General features: G+C 72.9%; 21 protein-coding genes. 4 read left to right on the top strand and 17 right to left on the bottom strand.

What is annotated here, in order from left to right; all coding sequences use genetic code 11:
- Window positions 1-35: 35 nt before the first annotated feature.
- From ASF35_RS03485 to ASF35_RS03450, 8 genes are all read right to left on the bottom strand, one after another.
- Window positions 36-566, bottom strand: coding sequence for a 2'-5' RNA ligase family protein (locus ASF35_RS03485; protein ID WP_055962821.1), 531 nt, complete (start codon window positions 564-566; stop codon window positions 36-38).
- A 29-nt stretch (window positions 567-595) separates the two neighbouring features.
- The gene (locus tag ASF35_RS03480) at window positions 596-2,662 is read right to left on the bottom strand and encodes a VWA domain-containing protein (RefSeq protein WP_082495347.1); all 2,067 of its coding nucleotides are present in this window, start codon (window positions 2,660-2,662) and stop codon (window positions 596-598) included.
- A gap of 4 nt (window positions 2,663-2,666) precedes the next feature.
- A complete protein-coding gene (locus ASF35_RS03475; RefSeq protein WP_055962818.1) occupies window positions 2,667-4,079 on the bottom strand; it encodes an AAA family ATPase in 1,413 nt (470 codons plus the stop codon).
- 7 nt (window positions 4,080-4,086) lie between these two features.
- Window positions 4,087-5,103, bottom strand: a complete 1,017-nt coding sequence (locus ASF35_RS03470; RefSeq protein ID WP_055962815.1) for an aldo/keto reductase — start codon at window positions 5,101-5,103, stop codon at window positions 4,087-4,089.
- A 52-nt stretch (window positions 5,104-5,155) separates the two neighbouring features.
- On the bottom strand, window positions 5,156-5,548 hold the full coding sequence (locus tag ASF35_RS03465; RefSeq protein ID WP_055962811.1) for a DUF6157 family protein: 393 nt from the start codon (window positions 5,546-5,548) through the stop codon (window positions 5,156-5,158).
- 66 nt (window positions 5,549-5,614) lie between these two features.
- Complete coding sequence (locus ASF35_RS03460) at window positions 5,615-6,301, bottom strand: maleylpyruvate isomerase N-terminal domain-containing protein (RefSeq protein ID WP_055962807.1); 687 nt, start codon at window positions 6,299-6,301, stop codon at window positions 5,615-5,617.
- Window positions 6,298-6,783 carry an SRPBCC family protein gene (locus tag ASF35_RS03455; RefSeq protein WP_055962803.1) on the bottom strand — a complete coding sequence of 162 codons (486 nt, stop codon included), beginning with the start codon at window positions 6,781-6,783 and terminating at the stop codon, window positions 6,298-6,300. The genes ASF35_RS03460 and ASF35_RS03455 overlap by 4 nt, the downstream gene beginning before the upstream one ends.
- A complete protein-coding gene (locus ASF35_RS03450) occupies window positions 6,780-7,151 on the bottom strand; it encodes a helix-turn-helix transcriptional regulator (protein ID WP_055962800.1) in 372 nt (123 codons plus the stop codon). Before ASF35_RS03450 ends, ASF35_RS03455 begins: the two co-directional genes overlap by 4 nt.
- A 99-nt stretch (window positions 7,152-7,250) precedes the next feature.
- Between ASF35_RS03450 and ASF35_RS03445 the strand changes: the two genes are divergently transcribed.
- Entirely contained in the window at window positions 7,251-7,793 is a 543-nt protein-coding gene (locus ASF35_RS03445) for a hypothetical protein (protein ID WP_055962796.1), read from the top strand.
- Window positions 7,794-7,848: 55 nt separating this feature from the next.
- Complete coding sequence (locus ASF35_RS03440) at window positions 7,849-8,472, top strand: hypothetical protein (protein WP_055962793.1); 624 nt, start codon at window positions 7,849-7,851, stop codon at window positions 8,470-8,472.
- A 3-nt stretch (window positions 8,473-8,475) separates the two neighbouring features.
- On the opposite strand, the gene ASF35_RS03435 is transcribed toward ASF35_RS03440, so the two are convergent.
- Window positions 8,476-9,366, bottom strand: a complete 891-nt coding sequence (locus tag ASF35_RS03435; protein WP_055962789.1) for a rhodanese-related sulfurtransferase — start codon at window positions 9,364-9,366, stop codon at window positions 8,476-8,478.
- Window positions 9,367-9,412: 46 nt separating this feature from the next.
- Between ASF35_RS03435 and ASF35_RS03430 the strand changes: the two genes are divergently transcribed.
- Window positions 9,413-10,840: an amidase gene (locus ASF35_RS03430; protein WP_156367941.1), complete on the top strand. Its 1,428-nt coding sequence runs from the start codon at window positions 9,413-9,415 to the stop codon at window positions 10,838-10,840.
- A 58-nt stretch (window positions 10,841-10,898) separates the two neighbouring features.
- Here ASF35_RS03430 and ASF35_RS03425 read toward each other — a convergent pair whose 3' ends face one another.
- Window positions 10,899-12,818, bottom strand: coding sequence for a zinc-dependent metalloprotease family protein (locus ASF35_RS03425; protein ID WP_162239298.1), 1,920 nt, complete (start codon window positions 12,816-12,818; stop codon window positions 10,899-10,901).
- Window positions 12,819-12,965: 147 nt separating this feature from the next.
- The gene (gene map, locus ASF35_RS03420) at window positions 12,966-13,736 is read right to left on the bottom strand and encodes a type I methionyl aminopeptidase (RefSeq protein WP_055962783.1); all 771 of its coding nucleotides are present in this window, start codon (window positions 13,734-13,736) and stop codon (window positions 12,966-12,968) included.
- A 152-nt stretch (window positions 13,737-13,888) separates the two neighbouring features.
- Here map and ASF35_RS03415 point away from each other — a divergent pair, with 152 nt between their 5' ends.
- A complete protein-coding gene (locus tag ASF35_RS03415; RefSeq protein WP_082495346.1) occupies window positions 13,889-16,018 on the top strand; it encodes a PhoX family phosphatase in 2,130 nt (709 codons plus the stop codon).
- 73 nt (window positions 16,019-16,091) lie between these two features.
- On the opposite strand, the gene ASF35_RS03410 is transcribed toward ASF35_RS03415, so the two are convergent.
- The 6 genes from ASF35_RS03410 to ASF35_RS03385 all read right to left on the bottom strand — a co-directional run bounded on the left by ASF35_RS03410 (window position 16,092) and on the right by ASF35_RS03385 (window position 21,339).
- Window positions 16,092-16,475: a hypothetical protein gene (locus ASF35_RS03410; protein WP_055962780.1), complete on the bottom strand. Its 384-nt coding sequence runs from the start codon at window positions 16,473-16,475 to the stop codon at window positions 16,092-16,094.
- Between the two features lie 166 nt (window positions 16,476-16,641).
- Window positions 16,642-17,466 carry an SDR family oxidoreductase gene (locus ASF35_RS03405; RefSeq protein WP_055962777.1) on the bottom strand — a complete coding sequence of 275 codons (825 nt, stop codon included), beginning with the start codon at window positions 17,464-17,466 and terminating at the stop codon, window positions 16,642-16,644.
- A 10-nt stretch (window positions 17,467-17,476) separates the two neighbouring features.
- On the bottom strand, window positions 17,477-18,700 hold the full coding sequence (locus ASF35_RS03400) for an acyl-CoA dehydrogenase family protein (protein ID WP_055962772.1): 1,224 nt from the start codon (window positions 18,698-18,700) through the stop codon (window positions 17,477-17,479).
- Between the two features lies 1 nt (window position 18,701).
- A complete protein-coding gene (locus ASF35_RS03395; protein WP_055962769.1) occupies window positions 18,702-19,160 on the bottom strand; it encodes a MaoC family dehydratase in 459 nt (152 codons plus the stop codon).
- Window positions 19,161-19,234: 74 nt separating this feature from the next.
- Window positions 19,235-19,963 carry an energy-coupling factor transporter transmembrane protein EcfT gene (locus ASF35_RS03390; RefSeq protein WP_055962766.1) on the bottom strand — a complete coding sequence of 243 codons (729 nt, stop codon included), beginning with the start codon at window positions 19,961-19,963 and terminating at the stop codon, window positions 19,235-19,237.
- Entirely contained in the window at window positions 19,960-21,339 is a 1,380-nt protein-coding gene (locus ASF35_RS03385; RefSeq protein ID WP_235499100.1) for an ATP-binding cassette domain-containing protein, read from the bottom strand. The genes ASF35_RS03390 and ASF35_RS03385 overlap by 4 nt, the downstream gene beginning before the upstream one ends.
- Window positions 21,340-21,398 lie beyond the last annotated feature (59 nt).

Raw genomic sequence — 21,398 nt, 5'->3', positions numbered from 1 at the left:
TCATCCCCTGGAGAGGCTTCGTGCCGGCCCCGCCCTCACGCGTCGCCGCGTGCTCGTAGGACGTGGACCGCCTTCGCGTCGGAGTCCCAGTGGCGCAGGGCGGCAGGAGCGCCCGCGAGCTCGGACGGGATCCCGGCCAGGAGGTCGAGCGCGTGCGCGAGCTGCTCGTCGCCGAGACGACGGGCGAGCGTGACGTGCGGCGTCCAGCGCCCGGGCAGCGTGAGGTCGGGCCGATCGGGCGCGTCGACCATCGCCGCGTCGACGGCAGCGTGGGTGGCCAGCAGAGCCGCGCTCGGGATCACCGCGCGCGAGACCACGGCGGACCGTCGTCCCCTGAACACCAGCAGTCCCCCGAGCCGGACCTCGTCGGGCAGCTCGACGTCGGCCAGGCGCTCGATCGTCGCCACGCCCAGCGCCGACGCGACACCCAGCGTGACGTGCGGGGCGTTGGTGAGCCCCAGGTGCAGCGCCTGGCTCGGCAGCCCCGCCGCCGACAGCAGGCCCCACTCCTCGCGCACGGCGGCGTCGAGGTCCTCGTCGAGCGTCAGCTCGATGGTCTGTGGCACGGTCCCGTCCTCTCCGGGCCGACCGTAGTTCAGCCGGCCCAGAAGCCGCGGCCGGGCCAGCCGCCGAAGCCGCCGTCGAACCCAGCGCCACCGCCAGTGCCACCGCGGCGGGAGCCGAGGTAGGACTCGACGACCGCGACGCCGAGGTCGTCGAGCTCCGGAGCCACGACGGTGCCGTCGACCTTGCGCGCCATCTGGTCGATGAAGCGCGCCAGGCCCGGGTCCTCCCCCAGCCTGAAGAAGGTGGTCTTCGCGCCCAGGCGCATCGACGCCTCCAGCTCGCGGACGCTCAGCGCGATCGTGACCGGGTGGGGCGGATAGCTGAAGAACACCTCGCCCGACGACTCCAGGTGCGACGTCGGCTCGCCGTCGGTGACGATCAGCAGCACCGGCTGGGCGTTCGGGTGCTTGCGGAAGTGCCGGTTGGCGAGCAGCAGGGCGTGGTGCAGGTTCGTGCCCTTGGCGTACTGCGCGTCGAGCGCGGTCAGCTCCTCGATCTGCATCGACTCGGCATGCCGGCCGAACGCGATCAGCTCGAGCGCGTCGCCGCGGAACCGGGTGCTGATGAGGGTGTGCAGCGCCAGCGCCGTGCGCTTCATGGGCACCCAGCGGCCGTCCATGGCCATCGAGAACGACGTGTCCACGAGCAGGGCCACGCAGGCCTGCGTGCGGTCCTCGGTCTCCTGCACCTCGACGTCGCCGATCTGCAGCCGCACGCCGTCGCGGGCTATGGACGCCGCGGTCCCACCCTCGCCGACCGTGCGCACCACCGCGTTCGTGACCGTGCGGGTGACGTCCCACGGCTCCGTGTCGCCGAAGGCCCACTCGCGGGTGGCGCCCGACCGCTCGCCGGCCGCACCGGCATGGCGGGTGTCGCGCTGGCCCTGGCGACCCGACATCGACTCCGCGACGTCGCGCAGCAGCGCCTTGCCCAGCTGCCGCATGGCCTTGGGGGTCAGCCGCAGGGCACCGTCGGTGCCGCGCTGCACCACGCCGGAGTCGCGCAGCGCCTTCTCCAGCTCCTTCAGGGTGCGTAGGTCGACCGACGCCTCGTCGCCGAGCTGGCGCGAGAGCGCGTCGAGGTCGACGTCGTCGAGGTTCGAGCCCCGGTAGGACTGGGCCAGCTGCTCGGCCAGGGCGTCGAGGTCAGCGAGGTCCTGGAAGACGCCCGTGCCGTCGCCGAGGCCCACCCCCTGCTCCCCGTCCATGGGGGTGGAGCCACCCCAGTCCTCGCCCGGACGCAGGGACTGGAGGTTGCCGTCGAGCCGGTCGAGCGCCTCCATCAGCTGGGGCGAGCCGAACGCCTGCGCCGACATCTGCATGAGCTCCTGGCGCTGCTCGGGCGTCATGGAGTTGAGCATGCGCTGGGCCGCGGCGGACCGCTGGGCCATCGTGTCGAGCAGCTCGTCGAGGTTCGACGGGTTCTCCGGGAAGTGCTCGCCGTGCTTCGCCATGAAGTCGTCGAAGTCCTGCTGGGTGTCCACACCCTGCTGACGCTTCTCGAGCAGCCCGTTGAGGTCGTCGAGCATCTCGTTGACGGCCTCGCGGTCGGCGTCGGTGGCGTTCTCGAGCGCGTTCTTCATGCCCGCGAAGCGCTGGTCCAGCAGCTCACGCCCGAGCAGGTCCTTGATGCGTTCGTAGTCCTCGCGAGCCTGCGTGGACTGCCAGTCGTAGCCGTTCAGCTCGCTGACCGCAGCGGCAGGTGAGGGCGGGAGGTTGTCGAGCGTCAGCTCGGCGAGCGCCCGGTCGCCGTCGTCGAGGTCGACGTCGCGCGCGAGCTGCTTGCGCTCCTCGAGGACCGCGCGGTCGAGGAGCTCCTTGACCTCGGCCAGGGTGCCGTCGAGGTTGTGCTTCTGCATGAGCTCGCGCCGCTTCTCGGCCACCCGGCGGGCCAGGTCGTCGAGGCCGCGCTGGTCGGCGCCTCCACGGCGCAGGAACTCCTGCAGGGCGTGGTCGGGCGAGTACCCGGCCATGACGTCCTCGCCGATGGCCTCGAGCGCCTCGCTGAGGTCGACCGGCGGGGCCAGCGGGTCGGGGCCGTCGACGTACGCCCCGTACCGGGAGGCACGGGACAGTCGACGGTTCTGGCGACTCACGCCGTCACCCGTAGACCGTCTCGCCGCCGGCGGTGTCCTTGCTGATGCGGCGGGCCAGGAAGAGTCCCTCGAGGGCCAGCTCGATCGCGCCGGCGCGCTCACCGTCGTTGCCCCCGCCCTCGAGCCCTGCGCCGACCCGGTCGCAGACCTGGTCGTAGAGGTCGGACTCGCCCAGCACCGGCAGGCCGGCGAGGAAGTCGCGGGCGCTCACCTGCTCGCCGGTGGCCACCAGGGAGCCGCCCTCGAGCGCCTCGACCAGCAGCCCGAAGTCGATGCCCGTGAACAGCCCGCGGACGGTCTCCGCGGTGGCGGTGCGCAGGAGGTGGTCGAGGACGAGGTCCTCTCGACCCTCCTCGCCGGACTCGAACTCGATCTTGCCGCCGAGCACGTCGACGGCGGTCTCGAGGTCCACCGGACGGGCCACGGCGTCCGGCTCGCCCTGCCGGGTGGCGCGGTGCAGCGCCGCGGCCGCGATGGTCTCGGCCCCGGCGATGGCGAACCGGGCGCTCACACCGCTGCGCTGGTCGACCGCCGACGACTCGCGCAGGGCCCGCGTGAAGCGGGCCAGCACCTCGACCAGCTGGTCGGGGACGGTGGCGACGAGGTCGGCCTCCTGCTTGATCACGGCGATCTCGTCGACCAGCTGCGTGGGGTAGTGGGTGCGGATCTCGGCACCGAACCGGTCCTTCAGCGGCGTGATGATGCGGCCGCGGTTGGTGTAGTCCTCGGGGTTGGCGCTGGCCACCACCAGGACGTCGAGCGGTAGCCGCAGCACGTAGCCGCGGATCTGGATGTCCCGCTCCTCCATCACGTTGAGCATGGCCACCTGGATGCGCTCGGAGAGGTCGGGCAGCTCGTTGATGGCCACGATGCCGCCGTGGCTGCGCGGGATGAGCCCGAAGTGGATCGTCTCGGGGTCACCGAGGCTGCGCCCCTCGGCCACCTTCATCGGGTCGACGTCGCCGATGAGGTCGGCCACGCTCGTGTCGGGCGTGGCCAGCTTCTCGGCGTAGCGGTCGTCGCGGTGGCGCCACCGGACGGGCAGGTCGTCGCCCAGCTCCTCGGCACGTCGGATGCTGGCGACGGTGATCGGCTCGTAAGGGTGCTCGCCCAGCTCGGACCCCTCGATGACCGGCGTCCACTCGTCGAGCAGACCGACGAGGGTGCGCAGGATGCGGGTCTTGCCCTGGCCGCGCTCGCCGAGGAGCACGACGTCGTGGCCGGCGATGAGGGCGCGCTCGAGCTGGGGGACGACGGTGTCCTCGAAGCCGTGCAGACCCGGCCACGGGTCACGACCCTCGGCGAGGGCCGCGAGCAGGTTGTCGCGGATCTCCACGCGCAGCGGCCGGTGCACGTGGCCGGAGGCGCGAAGCGCCCCCACGGTGGTGATGTCGGGGGCAGGGGTGGTGGCAGTCATGGGGTCCTCACGCATCGATGCTGGACAGGTCGCCGTAGCGGTCGCCCTGGACGGCGTCGCGCGGGACCGCGGACTCCAGGTCGGCCACGACGTCGGGGGTCAGCTCGACCTCGAGCGCGCCCGCGTTCTCCTCGAGGTAGGCCACGCGCTTGGTGCCGGGGATGGGCGCCACGCCCACGCCGTCGCGACCCGAGCGGCTCAGCACCCAGGCGAGCGCCAGCTGGCCCGGCGTGCAGCCCAGCCCCTCGGCGATCTCGCGGATCCTCGCGACGAGCCTCAGGTTGGCCTCGAGGGCCTCGCCCTGGAACCGCGGGAAGTACGACGTGGTGCGCGAGTCGGCCTCCTCGAGGTCGGACTCGGCGGTGATGGCGCCGGTGAGCAGGCCACGCCCGAGCGGCGAGTACGGCACCAGGCCGATGCCGAGCTCGCTCAGCACGCCCCAGATCTCGTCCTCGAGGTGACGCGTGAACAGGGAGTACTCGGTCTGCAGCGCGGTGATGGGGTGCACGGCGTGGGCCCGACGGATGGTCTCGGCTGACGCCTCGGACAGACCGAGGTGGCGCACCTTGCCGGCCTGCACGAGCTCGGCCATGGCGCCGACGGTCTCCTCGATCGGCACGGTCTTGTCGACGCGGTGCTGGTAGTAGAGGTCGATCGTGTCGACGCCGAGCCGCTGGAGCGAGGCGTCGCAGGCGGAGCGCACGTAGTCGGGCTTGCCGTTGACGCCGAGCCGGGTGCCGTCGGGCAGCCGCTCGTTGCCGAACTTGGTGGCGAGCTGGACGGCGTCGCGTCCCTGGGCGCTGGAGGCGATGGCCGCACCGACCAGCTCCTCGTTGACGAACGGGCCGTACATGTCGGCCGTGTCGAGGAAGGTGACCCCGAGGTCGAGCGCGCGGTGGATCGTGCGCGTGGCCTCGGCCTCGTCGCGCGTGCCGTAGAACTCACTCATCCCCATGCAGCCGAGTCCGAGCGGGGAGACGTCCAGGGGCGAGGTGGTGCCGAGCGTGGTGTGCGTCGTGGTCATGACCCCAGTCAACTCCGCCCGCACAAGGTTGCACCTCGGGACGATCGCGCGCTCAGGCGCGGGACGACCTCATGCCGGAGGTCTGCGTCAGGTCGGGGTCGGCCGCGAACGCGGCGTACTCCGCGGACTCCACGGGCACGAGCGCGACGCGACCCTCGGCGTCGTGGTGGACGCCCCAGCCGTACCGCTTGACCAACGGGGACGCGCGCAGGCACGGCTGGCCCTTGGAGAAGAACGTGTCGCGGTCGATGCCGCGCCGCTCGCCCTGCGAGCGGTGGACGACGTCGTCGGACGTGTAGCGGTAGGGCGCGTCGACGAGCATGTCGTACTGCAGACGCGCGACGCTCGGCTCCTTGCGCACCGGCGGCACCTCGGCGACGGATGCCGGGCAGTCGGGCGCGACGGCGGTGAAGGTGTCGGTGTTGTTGGTGGTGTGCTGGGCCATGGGGCGCTCCTGGATCGTCCTGCTGTCATCGTGCACCGGCGCGCCGACGGAAATCCAGCGTCGCGGTCAGGCTCGCGCCGGGGGCGCCCAGGCGGGGTCGCGTCCGATGAAGGCGACGAACCGGTCCTGCACCGACGCGTCGTCGGGCACCGGCACGGCCGGACCGTACTGACCGGACGCGCGCAGCATCTCCTCGATCGGCTGCATGCCGGCGAGCATGGCGGCGCAGCGGTCCGCGTCGAGGTCGACGTCCTGCCCGCTCGCCCGCGCGAGGTCCCAGGTGTGCATGAAGACGTCGGCGGTGTAGAACTGCGCGACCGCCTGGTCGAGCGGATGGGTGCCTGCGTGCGGGTGGGTGAACGGGCGGTCGGCGTCGGGACCGTCCAGCAGGTGCTGCACGGCATCGGCGTGGGCGCGCCAGGCCCTGGCGGGGGTGCCGGGCCGTGGGCGGCGGACAGCACCGGCGGGGGTGCCGGGCCGTGGGCGGCGGACGGCTCCGGCGGGGGTGCCGGGCCGTGGGCGGCTGGAAGCATCACCGGGGTCGTCGCTCGGCAGGTCGACGTCGAGCGCGACTCCCCCGCCGGCGAGGAAGGCCGGGAACCAGGTGACGAGGTGGTCGACGACGTCGCGCGCCGCCCACCCCTCCACCGGTGCGGGTGCGTCCCAGTCGGTCACGCCCTCGACGACGGTCGTGAAGTCGGCTGCGACCCGGCGGTGGTCGTCGGCGGGTCCACCCACCCGGGAACCGCTCACCCCAGGGCCCCGTCGGCGAGCAGTGCGTCGAGCTTGGCGTAGCCGTCGTTCACGCCGACGTCCATGCCGCTGCTGAGCATGCCGTCGCGGGCCTCGAAGGAGCCGACGAGGCTGGTGGCGTGCATGCGCGTGCGGCCGTCGCCCAGGTCCTCGAACGTCATGGTGTCGAGGGAGACGCCCTCGGGCATGCCCTCCCAGGTGAACGTCTGGACGAGCCGGTCGTCGGACACGTGGTGGAAGCAGCCGTGAAAGCCCTGGCCGGCGTGCTCGTAGCGGTAGCTGCCGCCGGTGCGCCCGTCCCAGTGATCGATCGTGGTCACGTAACCGTTCGGCCCGATCCACCGGACGAACAGCTCCGGGTCGGTGTGCGCCCTGACGAGCTGGGCCGCGGTCGCGGCGAAGTCGCGGGTGATGTGGATGGCCGGGACCGTGGGGTCGGCCTCGATGGCGGCCTCGGCCTGCTGCTGGTGCGTGCTGGTCATGATGCTGCTCCTTCGGTGGTGGTGGCGTCGGTGGCCCCGTCCTCGGTGGTCCCGTTCAGGTCGGCGAGCACGGCGTCGAGCCGCTGGTAGCGCTGCTCGGCCTGGCGCCGGTAGCGCTCGATCCACTTCTCCATGAGGTCGAACACCCCCGCCTCCAGTCGGACCGGTCGGGTCTGGGCCGCGCGGCCCTTGGTGACGAGCCCGGCGCCCTCGAGCACCTTGAGGTGCTTGGAGACCGCCTGGAGGCTGACGTCGTAGGGCTCGGCGAGCTCACCCACGGTGGCGTCGGCGACGGCGAGCCGGGCGACGATGTCGCGTCGGGTCGGGTCGGCGAGCGCCGCGAACACCTGCGAGAGCTGGTCGGCCATCGGAGATCCTTTCTCAACCATGTGGTTGATCACAACCTAGGCAAGCTTCCCTCGCCTTGTCAACCATCCGGTTGATCTCGGGTGCGCGATACTGCCTGCATGAGCCCCGACGACGTCGATCCCCTCCTCGCCGGTCGCGGTGGTCTCTCCTACGCAGAGCTCGACGACTGCGCCCGCCGCCTCCGCGGCCTGCTGGTCGCCACTGCCGAGCGCCAGATCGGTCGCCCGCTCCTGCACGAGTTCGAGATCGGCGTCGACACCGACGGCGCGCTGCAGCTGAGCCCGCCCGACGGCTACCGCCGACCGGCAGCGGGCGCGGTCACCGTGCGCGTGGTCGTGCAGTCACGCACCTCCACGGCTGCGCGCCTCGGCCTGCGGGTGACCGTGTGGCCCGCGCTCGGCGGTGCCGACGTCGTGGACCTCCTCGTCGTCCGCGAGGGCGTCGAGTCCATGGAGGGCCCGGCCGAGGGGCACCGGCTCGAGGTACGCATCGACGAGATCCACCCCGAGCCCACCGAGGCGCTGCAGCGCCGGGTGAACGACTTCGTCGCCCGCCAGGTGGCGCTCGTGGTGAGCGACCTCAACATCGCGATGCAACGACGCCTGGCCAACCCCGACTGGGACGGTGGCGAGCTCGGCTGAGGCCCGCCCGGGGCTGGACGTGCGACGCCCTGCGGGCGCGGCTAGGTTTCCGGGCATGCGCCGCCTCCAGCCCCACCTCGTCCGACACCGTCCCGTCCGGTCCGCCCTCGTCGCCTCGGTGGCCGCTCTGGTGCTCGCCGCCTGCGGCGGTGGTGACGGCGGCTCCGACGACCCCGACGCCTCGAGCTCGGCGTCGAGCAGCTCCTCGGCCGCCGCGTCCGACGTCGAGCCCGCCTCGGGCGACACGATCGAGGCCGACGGCTTCAGCTACACGGTGCCGGAGGGCTGGGAGAAGAACACCGACCTGCAGGGCACGGCGATCACCCTCGCGCTCGACTCCACCGACAAGGACGGCTTCGCCGACAACGTCAACGTGGTCACCGACCCCACCATCACGAGCCTCGAGGGCGACGACCTGGCGGACGCCATCACCAACGCGCTGGAGCAGGCCGACGTCACGGAGATCTCCGTGCGCGAGCCGTTCGTCGTCGACGGCCAGGAGGCCGTGCACACGACGGGCCTGTTCAACCTCAACGGCAACGAGTACCGGGTCGACCAGTACACGCTCACCGTCGACGGGACGGGCTACGTGATCACGTTCTCGCACAACGCGGACCAGTCCGAGTCCGAGCGCGACGACGTCGACCACTCCATCCTGGCGTCCTGGTCCTGGGCCTGACCCTCAGGCGTGCGCGGCGCACCGTGACGAGGCCGCCGCGCACGACGGGCAACGCACCATCTGCCGCACGCAGGCCAGGTCGAAGCAGTCGACGACGTCGCGGCTGGCGGTGCCGCACGTGTCGCAGCGTCCGACCACGGTCGCGTCGGGGCTGAACTCGACCGTGGTGCGTGCGTCGAACACGTACATCGAGCCCTCCCACAGACCCCCGTCGCCGAAGGTCTCGCCGTAGCGGTGGATGCCGCCGTCGAGCTGGTACACCTCGCCGAACCCGCGGCTGCGCATGAGCGGGGTGAGGACCTCGCACCGGATGCCGCCCGTGCAGTACGTGACGACCGGGCGGTCCTTGAGGTCGTCGAAGGCGCCGGAGTCGAGCAGCTCCACGAACTCGCGGGTGGTCTCGACGTCGGGCCGGACGGCACCGGCGAACCGGCCCACCTCCGACTCGATCCTGTTGCGTCCGTCGAACAGCACGACGTCGTCGCGCTCGGCCACGAGGTCGTGCAGCTGGGCGGGGGTCAGGTGCGTGCCGCCGCCGACCACACCCTGCGCGTCGACCTGGACCTCGTCGGGGGTTCCGAAGGTGACGACCTCGTCGCGCACCTTGACCGACAGCCGCGGGAAGAGCGCCGTGGTCACGCCGTCGTCGAGCGCACGTCCGGCCGACCACTTGACGTCGGCACGCCGGAACGGCGCGTAGTCGCGCAGGCCCCGCACGTACCTCTTGAGCACGTCGAGGTCGCCGCCGAGGGTCGCGTTGATGCCGTGCGGCGACACGATCACCCGGCCGCGCAGACCGAGCGAGCCCGCGAGCTGGCGCTGCCACACCTGGATCGCCTCGGGGTCGGGCAGCGGCGTGAAGACGTAGAACAGGATCACCTTCGGCACGGCCACGCCGTCGATTGTCCCCGAGCCGATCGACGCGTGGCACGCTGGACGGGTGACCGCGCTGCACGAGCTCGACGCCCACGCCATGGCCGACGCCCTCGCACGCGGCGAGACCACGTCGCTCGAGCTGGTGGAGCACCACCTGCGCCGCATCGACGACCGCGGGCCCGCGCTCGGTGCCTTCGTGACCGTGACACACGAGCGCTCCCTCCAGGCGGCACGCGACGCCGACGCCACCCGACGTGCGGCGTCGCCCGAGGCCCTGCCGCCGTTCCTCGGCGTGCCGACGGCGTTCAAGGACCTGACGTCGACGGCCGGCGTGCGCACCACGCTCGGCTCGCGGCTCATGGCCGACCACGTCCCCGACGTCGACGCCCACGTGGTCACGCTCGTGGAGCGGGCCGGGTTCGTCAGCCTGGGCAAGACGAACACCCCCGAGCTGGGGCTCTCCTCCTACACCGACAACGACGTGGTCGGGCCGGCGCGCACGCCGTGGGACCTCGACCGGACGGCCGGCGGATCCTCCGGTGGGGCGGCAGCGGCGGTCGCCGCCGGGCTCGTCCCGCTGGCCCAGGGCAGCGACGGCGGTGGATCCATCCGCATCCCGTCGAGCTGCTGCGGGGTGTTCGGGTTCAAGCCGAGCCGCGGACGCGTGAGCGCCGGACCCGTCGGCTCGGACTGGAGCGGACTCGCCGGCGACGGCCCGATCACCCGCACGGTGCGCGACGCGGCGGCCCTGCTCGACGCCATGGCCCACCCGATGCCCGGCGACCTGCGGCCGCTCCCCGACCCCGTCGAGCCGTTCGCCGCCTGGGCCGGTCGACGGCCGGGTCGGCTGCGCATCGCTCGCTGGGTCGACCCCTACCTGCCCGGGCTCGAGGCCTCGGCGGGGTCGTTGGCGGCCTGGGAGCACGCCACCGAGGTGCTGCGAGGGCTCGGCCACGAGGTGGTCGACGTCGAGAACCCGTTCCCGCCCGAGCTGGAGCCGCAGTTCAACGTGGTGTGGTCGAGCGGCATGGCGGCGGCCCCGATCCCGGAGGAGGGCCTCGACCTGCTGCGCGGCACCACCCGCTACTGGCTGGAGCGCGGTCGCACGCACAGCGCCGCCGACCTGGCCCGCGCGATGCAGTTCCTGGAGGCCACCACGCGCGACGTCGTCACGTCGATGTCCGGGTTCGACGCCTGGCTCACGCCCACCTTGGCCATGCCGCCCCAGCCGGTCGCGTGGTTCACCGAGTCCGGCGACCCCGCGGAGGACCACCGCCGCGAGCTGGCCTTCACGCCCTACACCGCGGTCTACAACATGGCCGGGGTCCCCGCGGCGAGCCTGCCGCTCGTCGAGGTCGACGGTCTGCCCGTCGGCGTCATGCTCGCGGGACGCCCCGGCGAGGACGGACCGCTCTTCTCCCTGTGTGCACAGGTCGAGGAGGCCGACCCGTGGAACCGGCGTCGTCCGCCACGTCCTCCCGTCCACGACTGAGCGAGAGACCGGACGACGACGTCCTCGCCTGCCCGTCCACCGGGGTGCGCCGGCCCCGTCACTTCACGGTGGTCGTCCGCGCCGACGTCCTCGTGACCGTCGTGTAGCCGGACTTCCGTCCGGTCACCTTGACGGTGAGCCGCTTGCCCTTCACGCCCCTCGTCGGGACGTAGGTCGACCTCGTCGCCCGGTAGATCGCCTTGCCGTTGGCGTACCAGCGGTAGGAGAACGTGGTTCCGCTCGTCCAGGTTCCGCGGAGGGCGGACAGTCGGCGGCCCACCTTCACGGTGCCGGAGATCCTCGGCGTCGAGTGGGTGAGCGTCCCCGGGACCACCGCAGCCGTCGAGGCCGACGTCCGCGAGATCGGGAGCAGCCCGAGGAGCGACCCGGTCACCCGGACCGACACGCGCTTGCCGCGGTGCGACGCGGCCGGGACGAACGTCGACGCCGTCGCTCCGGTCACCGTCGCACCATCGAGCCGCCACTGGTAGGCGAACGTGACGCCCGGCGTCCAGGTCCCCGTCCGTCCCGTGAGCCGGGACCCGACCTTGGCGACACCCGAGACGAGCGGCGTCGCGGCCACGACGGTCGCAGGAGGAGCCGCGACGCCGTTCGCCACCGTGACGGTGGCGGCGCTCGAGGAGATCGCGTCGACGCGGACCGTCACCGAGCCCGACACGTACGACTGTCCGGCCTTCCACGCGCCCTGGCGCACCGACCCGTCCAGACGCGGTCGCAAGGACGTCACGCCGGTCCCGTCGGTGGCCCGGGTGCTCACCGTGACCCCGGTGGGGTACTTCCTCGTGCCGCTGACCCACACCGAGCCGGTCGCCTCGCGGGCGTAGTAGCTCGACGCGTCGCGGCCCGTCGCCGGCCGCCACTCCACCCAGTGGCTCGTGCCGCCGGAGCGGACCTCCAGACCTCGCAGGCCGGAGGTCGACCCGCGCGCGGCGAGGGTGCGGGTGACCGCCGTGCCGGACGGAACGACCTCGACCTCGCCGGAGCGCGCCAGTCCGAGCTGGGCGCGGTACTCGGTGTCGAGCGCGGTCGTGCCCGAGCCGGACACGGCGAGCCCCATGGGGCTGTAGAGGTCCCAGTACTCCACGGACTCGAGGTTGGCGTGGCGCAGGCCCAGGTTGTGACCGACCTCGTGCACGAGGGTCGGCGTGAAGACGCGCGAGGACTCCGTGAGGGTCACCAGTCCGCCGTCGGCCACCGATCCGCCGATCGTGCCCACACCGGTGCCGTCGCACTGGTCGTCGACGACCACCACCAGGTGGTTGCCCGCCGCGGAGAAGTCGACCGTCGGGAACCGCTGCATGGCCTCGCTCCACAGGCCGCTGACGTCGCCGAACCCGCACCGGTCGGCGCGGCCGGAGGAGTACCGCACCGTGCCCGCCCGGGAGAAGGTCGCCCCGGTCTCCTGCGACCACCAGGTGAGTCCCGCGGCGATCCTCGACTCGATCGTGCTCGTGGCGTCGACGCTGCCGCTGTTGGCCACGATCGCGACGTAGGCGCGGTGGGCGCCGGTCGTCGCGGTGGTCTCGCTCCGGTCGAACACCGCGGTGGCCACGTCGACCGCCTGCGTGACGGTGCCGTCGAGCGCGGACTCCAGCGAGGCGCTCTCGACCAGCTCGGCGACGACCGGGGCGCCGGCGAGGTCCAGCTCATCCAGCGCCTCCTCACCGCCCGCGAGGGCCGCGAGGTCGACCGGGACGACCGACCCGTCGTCGGTCACCAGCACCGGCTCGCCGACCTCGGCGCCCGCGTGGCCACCCTCCCCGTGGCCGTCGGACTCCGCCCGCTCGACCACGACCTCGCGCAGCACACCCTCGACCGTCGCGGTGGGCTCCCCCTCCAGCGCGGGGTCGGTGTACTTGACCTCGTCACCGCTCGAGCTGATCGTCGGCTCCTGCGCCGACACGCTCCTCGGTACGGCCACCAGCACGGCGGCGACCAACAGCGCTCCCACAGACATGGCGACACGACGCATCGCGGGGCCCTCCCAAGCTCCCTCGACCTACACTCCCGCCGTCAGCGTAGGACCAAAGTCACATGCTCGGAGGGCCTTGTGGCGCACTGGGGCGAACGCACCAGTCCCCGGTGCGAGCCCGGACGCGCCTCGTCAGTCGCGTGCGGTGAGGATGATCGGGTCGCCCTCGGTGACCGCGATGGTGTGCTCGCTGTGGGCTCCGCGGGAGCCGTCGGCGCTGCGGATGGTCCAGCCGTCGGGGTCCATGACGATCTCGTCGGTGGTCTGCAGGAACCACGGCTCGATCGCGATGACCAGCCCCGGGTCGAGCCTCACGCCGCGCCCCGCCCGGCCGTCGTTGGGCAGGTGGAGGTCGCCGTGCATGGTGCGGCCGACGCTGTGGCCGCCGAACTGGGTGTTGACCTTGAGTCCGTGGGAACGCGCGACGTCGCCGATGGCGGCGCTGATGTCACCCAGCCGGTTGCCGGCGCGCGCGGCCCCGATGCCCGCCTCGAGGGCCTCCTCGGTGGCGGCGATGAGCGCCAGGTCCTCCTCGCGCGGGGCGCCGACCACGACGCTCACGGCGGAGTCACCGACCCAGCCGTCGACCGAGACCGCGAAGTCGAACGTGACCAGGTCGCCGTCGCGCAGCCGGTAGCGGTGCGGCAGCCCGTGCAGGACCGCGTCGTTGACCGACGTGCACACGACCTTGCCGAAGGGCCCGCGGCCGAACGAGGGCGCGTAGTCGATGTAGCAGGACTCGGCTCCACGCTCGCGGATCATGCGGTGCGCGAGCGCGTCGAGGTCGAGCAGGTCGACCCCCACGTCGGCGGCGTCCACGAGGGCCGTGAGGACCTCGCCGACGAAGCGCCCGGCCGCACGCATCTCGTCGACCTGGTCGGGGGTGCGGAGCTCGATCGCCATGGGATCGAGCGTAGTCCGCCCGGCCACGGGCCCGGGCCCTGAGTACCGTCACCTCCTGTTCACCCAGGGTCCACGTCGACGTCCGGCGGCGCTCCTACCGTCATGGCGTCGAAGGGGGGCGGCCCGACGCTCCCCCGCTCTGGAGGACTTCCGTGACGATCACGCCCGAACGCCCCTTGCTCCCCGTCGTGACCCTCCCCACCGAGGGTGCCGCCGGAACCTGCCCGCCCGAGGCGCCCTGCGCGTCCGGACGCGCCGCCCTCACCTGCCGCTACCGCTGCGGCGACGCCTGCGCCCACGACGCGCCCAACACGTCGGACAACGAGACGTTCGCCGACGTGATGGCTCGTGCGGCCAGCCGCCGCGGCGTGCTGCGCGCCGGTGCCGTGATCGGCGCCGCCACGGCCGCCACGGCGGCGTTCGCAGGGCCGGCCGCCGCCGTGCCCACGGCCCCCGCCACCAAGGGCCCCAAGGGCAAGCCCGGCCCCGCCCCCAAGGGCAAGGGTCCGTACGGCCTGCGCTTCGACCCCGTCGCCCCCAACACCGCCGACGCGATCACCATCCCCTCCGGCTACCGCCAGGACGTCGTGATCCGCTGGGGCGACCCGCTGTTCAAGGACTCCCCGCGCTGGTCGGTCGACCGGCAGAGCGCTGCGGCCCAGCGTCGCCAGTTCGGCTTCAACAACGACTTCCTCGCGCTCCTGCCGCTGTCGCGCGGCACGCAGCTGCTGGTCGCCAACCACGAGTACACGAGCGAGGAGCTCATGTACCCCGGCTACGACCCGGCCAACCCGACGCGCGAGCAGGTCGAGACGTCGTGGGCCGCCCACGGGCTGTCCGTGGTGGCGGTCCGGGAGACCCGCAACGGGTCGCTGGAGCCGGTCGTCGGGCACCAGCTCAACCGCCGCTTCCACACCCAGACCGAGTTCCGGCTCACCGGTCCCGTGGCCGGCCACCCGCTCGTCCGCACGAAGGCCGACCCGCGTGGTCGCACCGTGCTCGGCACCCTCAACAACTGCGCCGGCGGCACCACGCCTTGGGGCACGTGGCTGACGGCCGAGGAGAACTTCAACCAGTACTTCGCCAACGCCGCCACGGTGACCGACCCGACGACCGCGGCGCGGCTCGCCCGCTACGGCGTCGCCGGCACCGCGAGCGAGCGCCAGTGGGAGAAGTTCGACGACCGCTTCGACCTCGCGAAGGAGCCCAACGAGGTCAACCGCTTCGGCTGGATCGTCGAGGTCGACCCGTACGACCCCCGCGCCGTCCCGCGCAAGCGCACCGCCCTGGGCCGGTTCAAGCACGAGGCCGCCCAGCCCCGCATCACGAAGGACGGACGGGTCGCCGTCTACATGGGCGACGACGAGCGCTTCGACTACCTGTACAAGTTCGTCTCGCGCGACCGCATGAAGAAGGGGCGGTCCGCGTCGGCCAAGCGGCACAACGACACGCTGCTCGACCACGGCACCCTCTACGTCGCGAAGCTGACCGGCGACTCCCCCACGTCGCAGATCGACGGCACGGGCACGCTCCCGAAGGACGGCGAGTTCGACGGCTCCGGCGCCTGGATCCCGCTCGTGAGCGGCACGAAGTCGTTCGTGAAGGGCTTCACGGCCGAGGAGGTGCTGCTGTTCACCCGGCAGGCCGCCGACGTCGCGGGCGCCACCAAGATGGACCGCCCCGAGGACGTGGAGCCGAGCCCCGTGAGCGGCAAGGTCTACGTGGCCCTGACCAACAACTCGAACCGGGGTGCCGCGGGCAAGGCCGGTGCCGACGAGGCCAACCCGCGCAACGCCAACAAGAACGGTCACGTGCTCGAGCTGACGGAGCACCGCAACGACAGCGGTGCCACCCGGTTCGCGTGGACCCTGCTGCTGGTCTGCGGCGACCCGAACGACCCGGCCACGTACTTCGGCGGCTACGACAAGAGCCAGGTCTCGCCGATCTCCTGCCCGGACAACGTGACGTTCGACCGCCACGGCAACCTCTGGGTCTCCACGGACGGCAACGCGCTCGGCTCGAACGACGGGCTGTTCGGCGTGGCGGTGGAGGGTCGCGACCGTGGCCTGACCCGCCAGTTCCTCACCGTCCCGCTCGGCGCCGAGACCTGCGGGCCGGTGGTGCAGAGGCACCGCGTGCTCGTCTGCGTGCAGCACCCGGGCGAGAAGGACGGCGCGTCGGCGGACGCTCCGGCGTCGCACTGGCCCGACGGCGGCTCGTCGGTCCCGCGTCCCTCGGTGGCCGTGGTGTGGCGCAAGGACGGCCGCGAGATCGGCGTCTGACGCACGGCACGACACGCGCACCACGACGGGCCCCGACCATGGCGGTCGGGGCCCGTCGTCGTGCGTGCGTGGGTCAGGACAGGGAGCGGCGTGCCGACGACAGCTGGTGGCACACCACGGCGGCCACGAGCGCGGCCGTCCCGAGCGTGGCCAGCGCGGGGGCGCCGAAGATCCGACCGGCCTCGGCAGCGGTGACCGCGGAGGCGAGGGCCGCGCCGCCGATCAGCGACGCGCCGGCCGAGGCGTGCACGAGGGGGGTCCGCTGCTGCGAGGTCACGCTCGCCCACGCCTGGTAGCAGATCCCGGCGATGACGACGGCGGCGACGACCACGACCACGCGACCGGGCACGACGAAGCCGTCGGGCCATGCGGCGTCGCCCAGCACGTCGGTCACGTAGAGGGCGAGCAGCACGAGCTCGGCGAGGGCGGGCACCACGAGGCCGGGTCCGATCTTCATGGCCGCGACCCTACCGAGCGACTCTCGGGCTCGACGGGTGGCGGGTACCGGCCACGCACCCACCATGGTTCTCACCTGCTCACCCCGGCGGGCACGCCGAGGTGAGTGGCAGAGAACCATGGTGTGCTCGCGATTCCCATCACCTGATGGGAATCGCTGGGACGGGTCAGGCTTCGAGGTGGCGGCGGTAGCGCTGCATGCCGGAGATCCACCGGTCGGGGTCGGCGGCCTTCTGGGCCCACATGGTGGCGACGTCGGGGTGGGGCAGGGCCTGGAAGCGACCTGCCTCGACGGCGTCGAGGATCGTCGCCGCGACCTCGGCCGGCTCGAGCGCGTTGCCGGCCGACGTGACCGCGCGCATCCCGAGGGTCGCGTCGGGGTCGTCGCTCGTCTCGCCCGACTCGAGCATGGCCGTGCGCACACCCATGGGGCACGCGCAGGTGACCTGCACCCCGCGGTCGCCGTAGGTGGCGGCGAGCCACTCGGCGAAGCCGACGGCCGCGTGCTTGGTCACCGAGTAGGTCGGCGAGCCCAGCTGGGTGAGCAGGCCCGCGGCCGACGCGACGCTCACGAAGCACCCCGCCGGTCCGCTCTCGGCGGTCGCGCCCTCGACCCACCCGGGCACCAGTGCCCGGGCGGCGGCGACGTGGCCCATGACGTTGACGTCCCACGACGCGGCCCAGTCCTCCGGGGAGGCCTCGAGGCCGAAGCCGCGGAACACGCCCGCGTTGGCGACGTAGAGGTCGACCGGCGCCGGGGCGCTCTGCAGCACCGCGTCGACGCCGATCTCGCTCGTCACGTCGGCAGCGCGGCGGTGGACCCGGTCACCGAGCTCGTCGGCCAGGGCGTCGGCGGCGGCGTCGAGCCGGTCGCCGTCGAGGTCGGCCAGCACGACCGAGCCCGCACCCCGCTCGAGCAGGGCCCGCGCGACGGCCAGACCGATGCCGCCGGCCGCACCCGTGACGACCGCCGACGCTCCCTCGATCCTCATCGCCCAGGCCTCATCGTGCCGCGTACTTCTTCAGCTCGGCGCGGGCGAGCGAGGCCTTGTGCACCTCGTCGGGTCCGTCGGCGAAGCGCAGCGTGCGGATCCCGGCGAACATCTCCGCGAGCGGGAAGTCCTGGCTCAGCCCACCGGCGCCGTGCACCTGGATGGCCTTGTCGAGGATCCACTCCACCGTCTGCGGGGTGGCGATCTTGATCGCCTGGATCTCCTTGTGGGCGCCGCGGTTGCCCACGGTGTCCATGAGCCAGGCGGTCTTGAGGGTCAGCAGGCGCAGCTGCTCCAGCTTGACGCGCGACTCGGCGATCCAGTCCTGGACCACACCCTGCTGGGCGATCGGCTTGCCGAAGGTCGTGCGGCTGAGCGCACGCTCGCACATGAGCTCGACCGCACGCTCGGCCAGGCCGATCGAGCGCATGCAGTGGTGGATGCGGCCGGGCCCCAGGCGCGCCTGGGCGATGGCGAAGCCCTCGCCCTCGCCGCCGATGAGGTTCGTGGCGGGCACGCGGACGTCGGTGAACCTCAGCTCGGCGTGGCCGCCGTGGTCGCGGTCGTGGAAGCCGAACACGTGCATGCCGCGCACGACCTCGAGCCCGGGGGTGTCGCGAGGGACGAGGATCATCGACTGCTGGCGGTGGCGCTCGGCCGACGTGTCGGTCTTGCCCATGACGATGAAGACCTGGCAGTTCGGGTTCATCGCGCCGGTGATCCACCACTTGCGGCCGTTGATGACGTACTCGTCGCCGTCACGCACGATCGACAGCTCGATGTTGGTGGCGTCCGACGAGGCCACGTCGGGCTCGGTCATGGCGAACGCGGACCGGATCTCGCCGGCGAGCAGCGGCTTCAGCCACTGCTCCTTCTGCTCGGCGGTGCCGAACATCGTCAGCACCTCCATGTTGCCCGTGTCGGGTGCGGCGCAGTTGATGGCCGCCGGAGCCAGCTGGATGGACCGGCCGGTGATCTCCGCGAGCGGGGCGTACTGCAGGTTCGTCAGGCCGCCCTCCTCCGGGTGGCCGGCGAGGAAGAAGTTCCACAGACCGCGCTCGCGCGCCTCGGCCTTGAGGCCGTCGAGCACGGCCGGCGGGTCCCAGCGGTCCTCGTCGTACAGGGCCTTGATCTGCTGCTCGGCCTCGTGCTCGGCGGGGTAGACCTTCTCGTCCATGAAGGTCTCGAGCTTCTGGATGAGCTCGGTGGTGGTCTCGTCGAAGGCGAAGTGCATCTCAGGCACCGGCCATGACGTAGATGACCTCGGCGATGCACACCGGCTTGTCGGAGCCCTCGCGCTCGACGACCACGTTGACGATGCCCTGGGTGCCGATCGGGATGTCGCGGGTCTCGACGAGGGTCGCGGTGGCCCGCAGCCGTGAGTCGACCGGGACCGGGGCGGGGAAGCGCACCTTGTTGGCGCCGTAGTTCATGCCGAACGCCAGGCCCTGGATCGAGTAGATCTGCTCGACGAAGACCGGCAGCAGCGAGAGCGTGAGGTAGCCGTGCGCGATGGTGCCGCCGAACGGGCCCGACGCGGCGCGCTCGGGGTCGACGTGGATCCACTGGTGGTCGCCGGTGGCGTCGGCGAACGTGTTGATCTGCTCCTGGGTGACGGTGACCCAGTCGCTGGTGCCGAGCTCCTCCCCAGCGGCTGCCTTGAAGGCGTCGAGACTGTCGAACACGCGGACCATGGGGGTACCTCCGGAAGTGGCGTCGGGCTAAGCGCTTGCTTAGTTCGCACCCTAGTGCGTGACCCAGGTCCTGGCTAGACCGCCACGAGGAGCACCACCGGGACGGCGGCGAGCAGGGCTCCCCCGACCGCGACGGCCACGTCGAGCCCGGTCCACGGCGCCGGCTCGGCCCACGACCGGCCGTGGGCCGACGCGAAGCCGCGCGCGTCCAGGGCGATGGACTGGCGTGACGCACCGCGCAACGAGGAGACGAGCAGGGCGAAGACCAGGCCGCCGCCGTACCGGGAGCGGGCGACCGGGCCACCGGCCGGCCCCGCGCCCCGGGCCCGGCGCGCTCGCACGAGCTGCTGCCAGGTGACCAGCAGACCGGCGGCCTGCTGCAGCGCCGACGTCACCGCCACCACGGGCCGCGCCGGCAGCCGGAGGTTCTGCGCCAGGTGGTCGCCGAGCCGGGCCGGGTCGACGAACACCGCCACCACGGCGCCCGGCCAGGCGAGCACCACGATGCGCAGGCCCGCGGTGAGGGCCAGCGTCTCGCCGTGCCCGCCGAGACGCCACGTGGAGTAGGCGACCGTGAGACCCGCGAAGGCCGCGAGTGCCAGGCACAGCAGCGTGTACCGCACCGACGGCACCACCAGCAGGAGCACGACGGCGTAGACCGCCACGGTCACCAGGGCGATCGGCAGCGTCCGCACGGCGAGCGACCCGGGCACGGCAGCGACGCCCACCACGGCGAGCGCCAGCGGGTTCACGTGCAGCAGGAGCGACCGTCGAGCGGTGGGAACGGTGTGCCGGGTCGTCATGCGAGCCGCCCTCCGTCGAGCCGGTGGACCCGGTCGGCGAGCGCCACGAGGTCGGCGTCGTGGCTGGCGGCTGCCGCGACGGCCCCGGCGTCCGCGGCGGCACGCCACCAGCCGGCCACGGTCGCCCAGGTGAGCCGGTCCTGGCCGACGGTCGGCTCGTCGAGCAGCACCGAGCCGGGCCGGTGCGCCAGCGCGGCGGCGAGGGCGAGCCGTCGCTGCTCACCACCGGAGAGCCGGTAGGGGTTCCTGTCCGCATGGGCACCGAGCCCGAGGTGCTCCAGCACGGCGTCGACGTCGACGGATCGGCCGAGACGACCCGCCGTGAAGGCGACCTCCTCGCGCACCGTGGTGGTGAGCAGGCCGTGCTCGGGGACTTGCGGCACCCAGCCCGAGACGGCGGCCAGTGCCGACGACCGCATCCGGTGCAGCGGCTCCCCCGCGCGCTCGACCGCTCCCGAGGTGGGGGCCTGCAGACCGGCGCACGCCGCGAGCAGCGTGGACTTGCCCGCCCCCGACGGACCGACGACGGCGTGCGCGGCGCCGTCGACCAGGCGCAGGCCGACGTCGTCGAGGGCGCGGGTGCGGGTGGTGCCGCGCCAGGAGCGACGCACCAGCTCGACCGTGAGCCGCTCGACGTCGAGCGGCACCGCGTCGTCGTCCGGCGCCACCAGCCCCCGGTCCGGGAGCACCGGGACAGGAGTCGCGAGCCCGGGCATCCAGACCCCGGCCGCGCCGAGGGACTCACGGTGCGCGGCCACGAAGCTGTTCGGATCCGTGTCGGCGAGCACGCCACCGTCACGGCCGAGGACGACCACCCGGTCCACGAGGTCGAGCCAGGGCCCGATGCGGTGCTCCACCACCACGAGCGTCGCACCCGTCGACGCCACGGCGTCGGTGACCGCCCGTCGGACCTCGGCGGCCGAGACCTCGTCGAGCATCGAGGTCGGCTCGTCGAGCAGCAGCAGACCGGGGCGCAGGGCGAGGGCGCCGGCCAGGGCCAGACGTTGGGTCTCTCCCCCGGAGAGCGCGTCGGTGGGGTGCTCACGACCGTAGGCCAGTCCGACCGCGTCGAGCGCCGCGTCGACCCGGCGCCACGTCTCGTCGTGGTCGAGACCGAGGTTCTCGGGCCCGAAGGCGACGTCGCGGCCCACGCGGGCCGACACCACGGCGTCGCCGGGCTGCTGCGTCACGAGCCCCCGCACGCCCTCGGCGCGGACCGATCCCGAGAGGTCCCCGGGCACGGACTCGCCCAGCGCACCGGCAAGCGCCAGCAGGAGGGTCGACTTCCCGGCGCCGCTCGGGCCCGCGAGCAGCACCCGCTGGCCCGCTGGGACGTGCAGGTCGAGGTCGGCCACGACGGGTCGGGCGTGACCCACCGGCCGCCACCCGAACCCGTCGAGGCGGACCTCGACGGGTCGGGTGGTGGTCAGGGCGG

It is taken from the genome of Aeromicrobium sp. Leaf291 (genome assembly GCF_001423365.1).
GTDB lineage: Bacteria > Actinomycetota > Actinomycetes > Propionibacteriales > Nocardioidaceae > Aeromicrobium.
The sequence above is the reverse complement of the archived record's forward strand: the minus strand, read 5'-3'. Positions and strand labels throughout refer to the sequence as shown.

Coding starts and splice junctions, on each gene's coding strand:
- ASF35_RS03455 (WP_055962803.1), bottom strand. CDS start 6,783: ATGACCAGCACGCACCAGCAGCAGGCCGAGGCCGCCATCGAGGCCGAC.
- ASF35_RS03465 (WP_055962811.1), bottom strand. CDS start 5,548: ATGGCCCAGCACACCACCAACAACACCGACACCTTCACCGCCGTCGCG.
- ASF35_RS03440 (WP_055962793.1), top strand. CDS start 7,849: ATGCGCCGCCTCCAGCCCCACCTCGTCCGACACCGTCCCGTCCGGTCC.
- ASF35_RS03400 (WP_055962772.1), bottom strand. CDS start 18,700: ATGCACTTCGCCTTCGACGAGACCACCACCGAGCTCATCCAGAAGCTC.
- ASF35_RS03445 (WP_055962796.1), top strand. CDS start 7,251: ATGAGCCCCGACGACGTCGATCCCCTCCTCGCCGGTCGCGGTGGTCTC.
- ASF35_RS03390 (WP_055962766.1), bottom strand. CDS start 19,963: ATGACGACCCGGCACACCGTTCCCACCGCTCGACGGTCGCTCCTGCTG.
- ASF35_RS03395 (WP_055962769.1), bottom strand. CDS start 19,160: ATGGTCCGCGTGTTCGACAGTCTCGACGCCTTCAAGGCAGCCGCTGGG.
- ASF35_RS03410 (WP_055962780.1), bottom strand. CDS start 16,475: ATGAAGATCGGACCCGGCCTCGTGGTGCCCGCCCTCGCCGAGCTCGTG.
- ASF35_RS03475 (WP_055962818.1), bottom strand. CDS start 4,079: ATGACTGCCACCACCCCTGCCCCCGACATCACCACCGTGGGGGCGCTT.
- ASF35_RS03450 (WP_055962800.1), bottom strand. CDS start 7,151: ATGGCCGACCAGCTCTCGCAGGTGTTCGCGGCGCTCGCCGACCCGACC.
- ASF35_RS03425 (WP_162239298.1), bottom strand. CDS start 12,818: ATGTCTGTGGGAGCGCTGTTGGTCGCCGCCGTGCTGGTGGCCGTACCG.
- ASF35_RS03470 (WP_055962815.1), bottom strand. CDS start 5,103: ATGACCACGACGCACACCACGCTCGGCACCACCTCGCCCCTGGACGTC.
- ASF35_RS03405 (WP_055962777.1), bottom strand. CDS start 17,466: ATGAGGATCGAGGGAGCGTCGGCGGTCGTCACGGGTGCGGCCGGCGGC.
- map (WP_055962783.1), bottom strand. CDS start 13,736: ATGGCGATCGAGCTCCGCACCCCCGACCAGGTCGACGAGATGCGTGCG.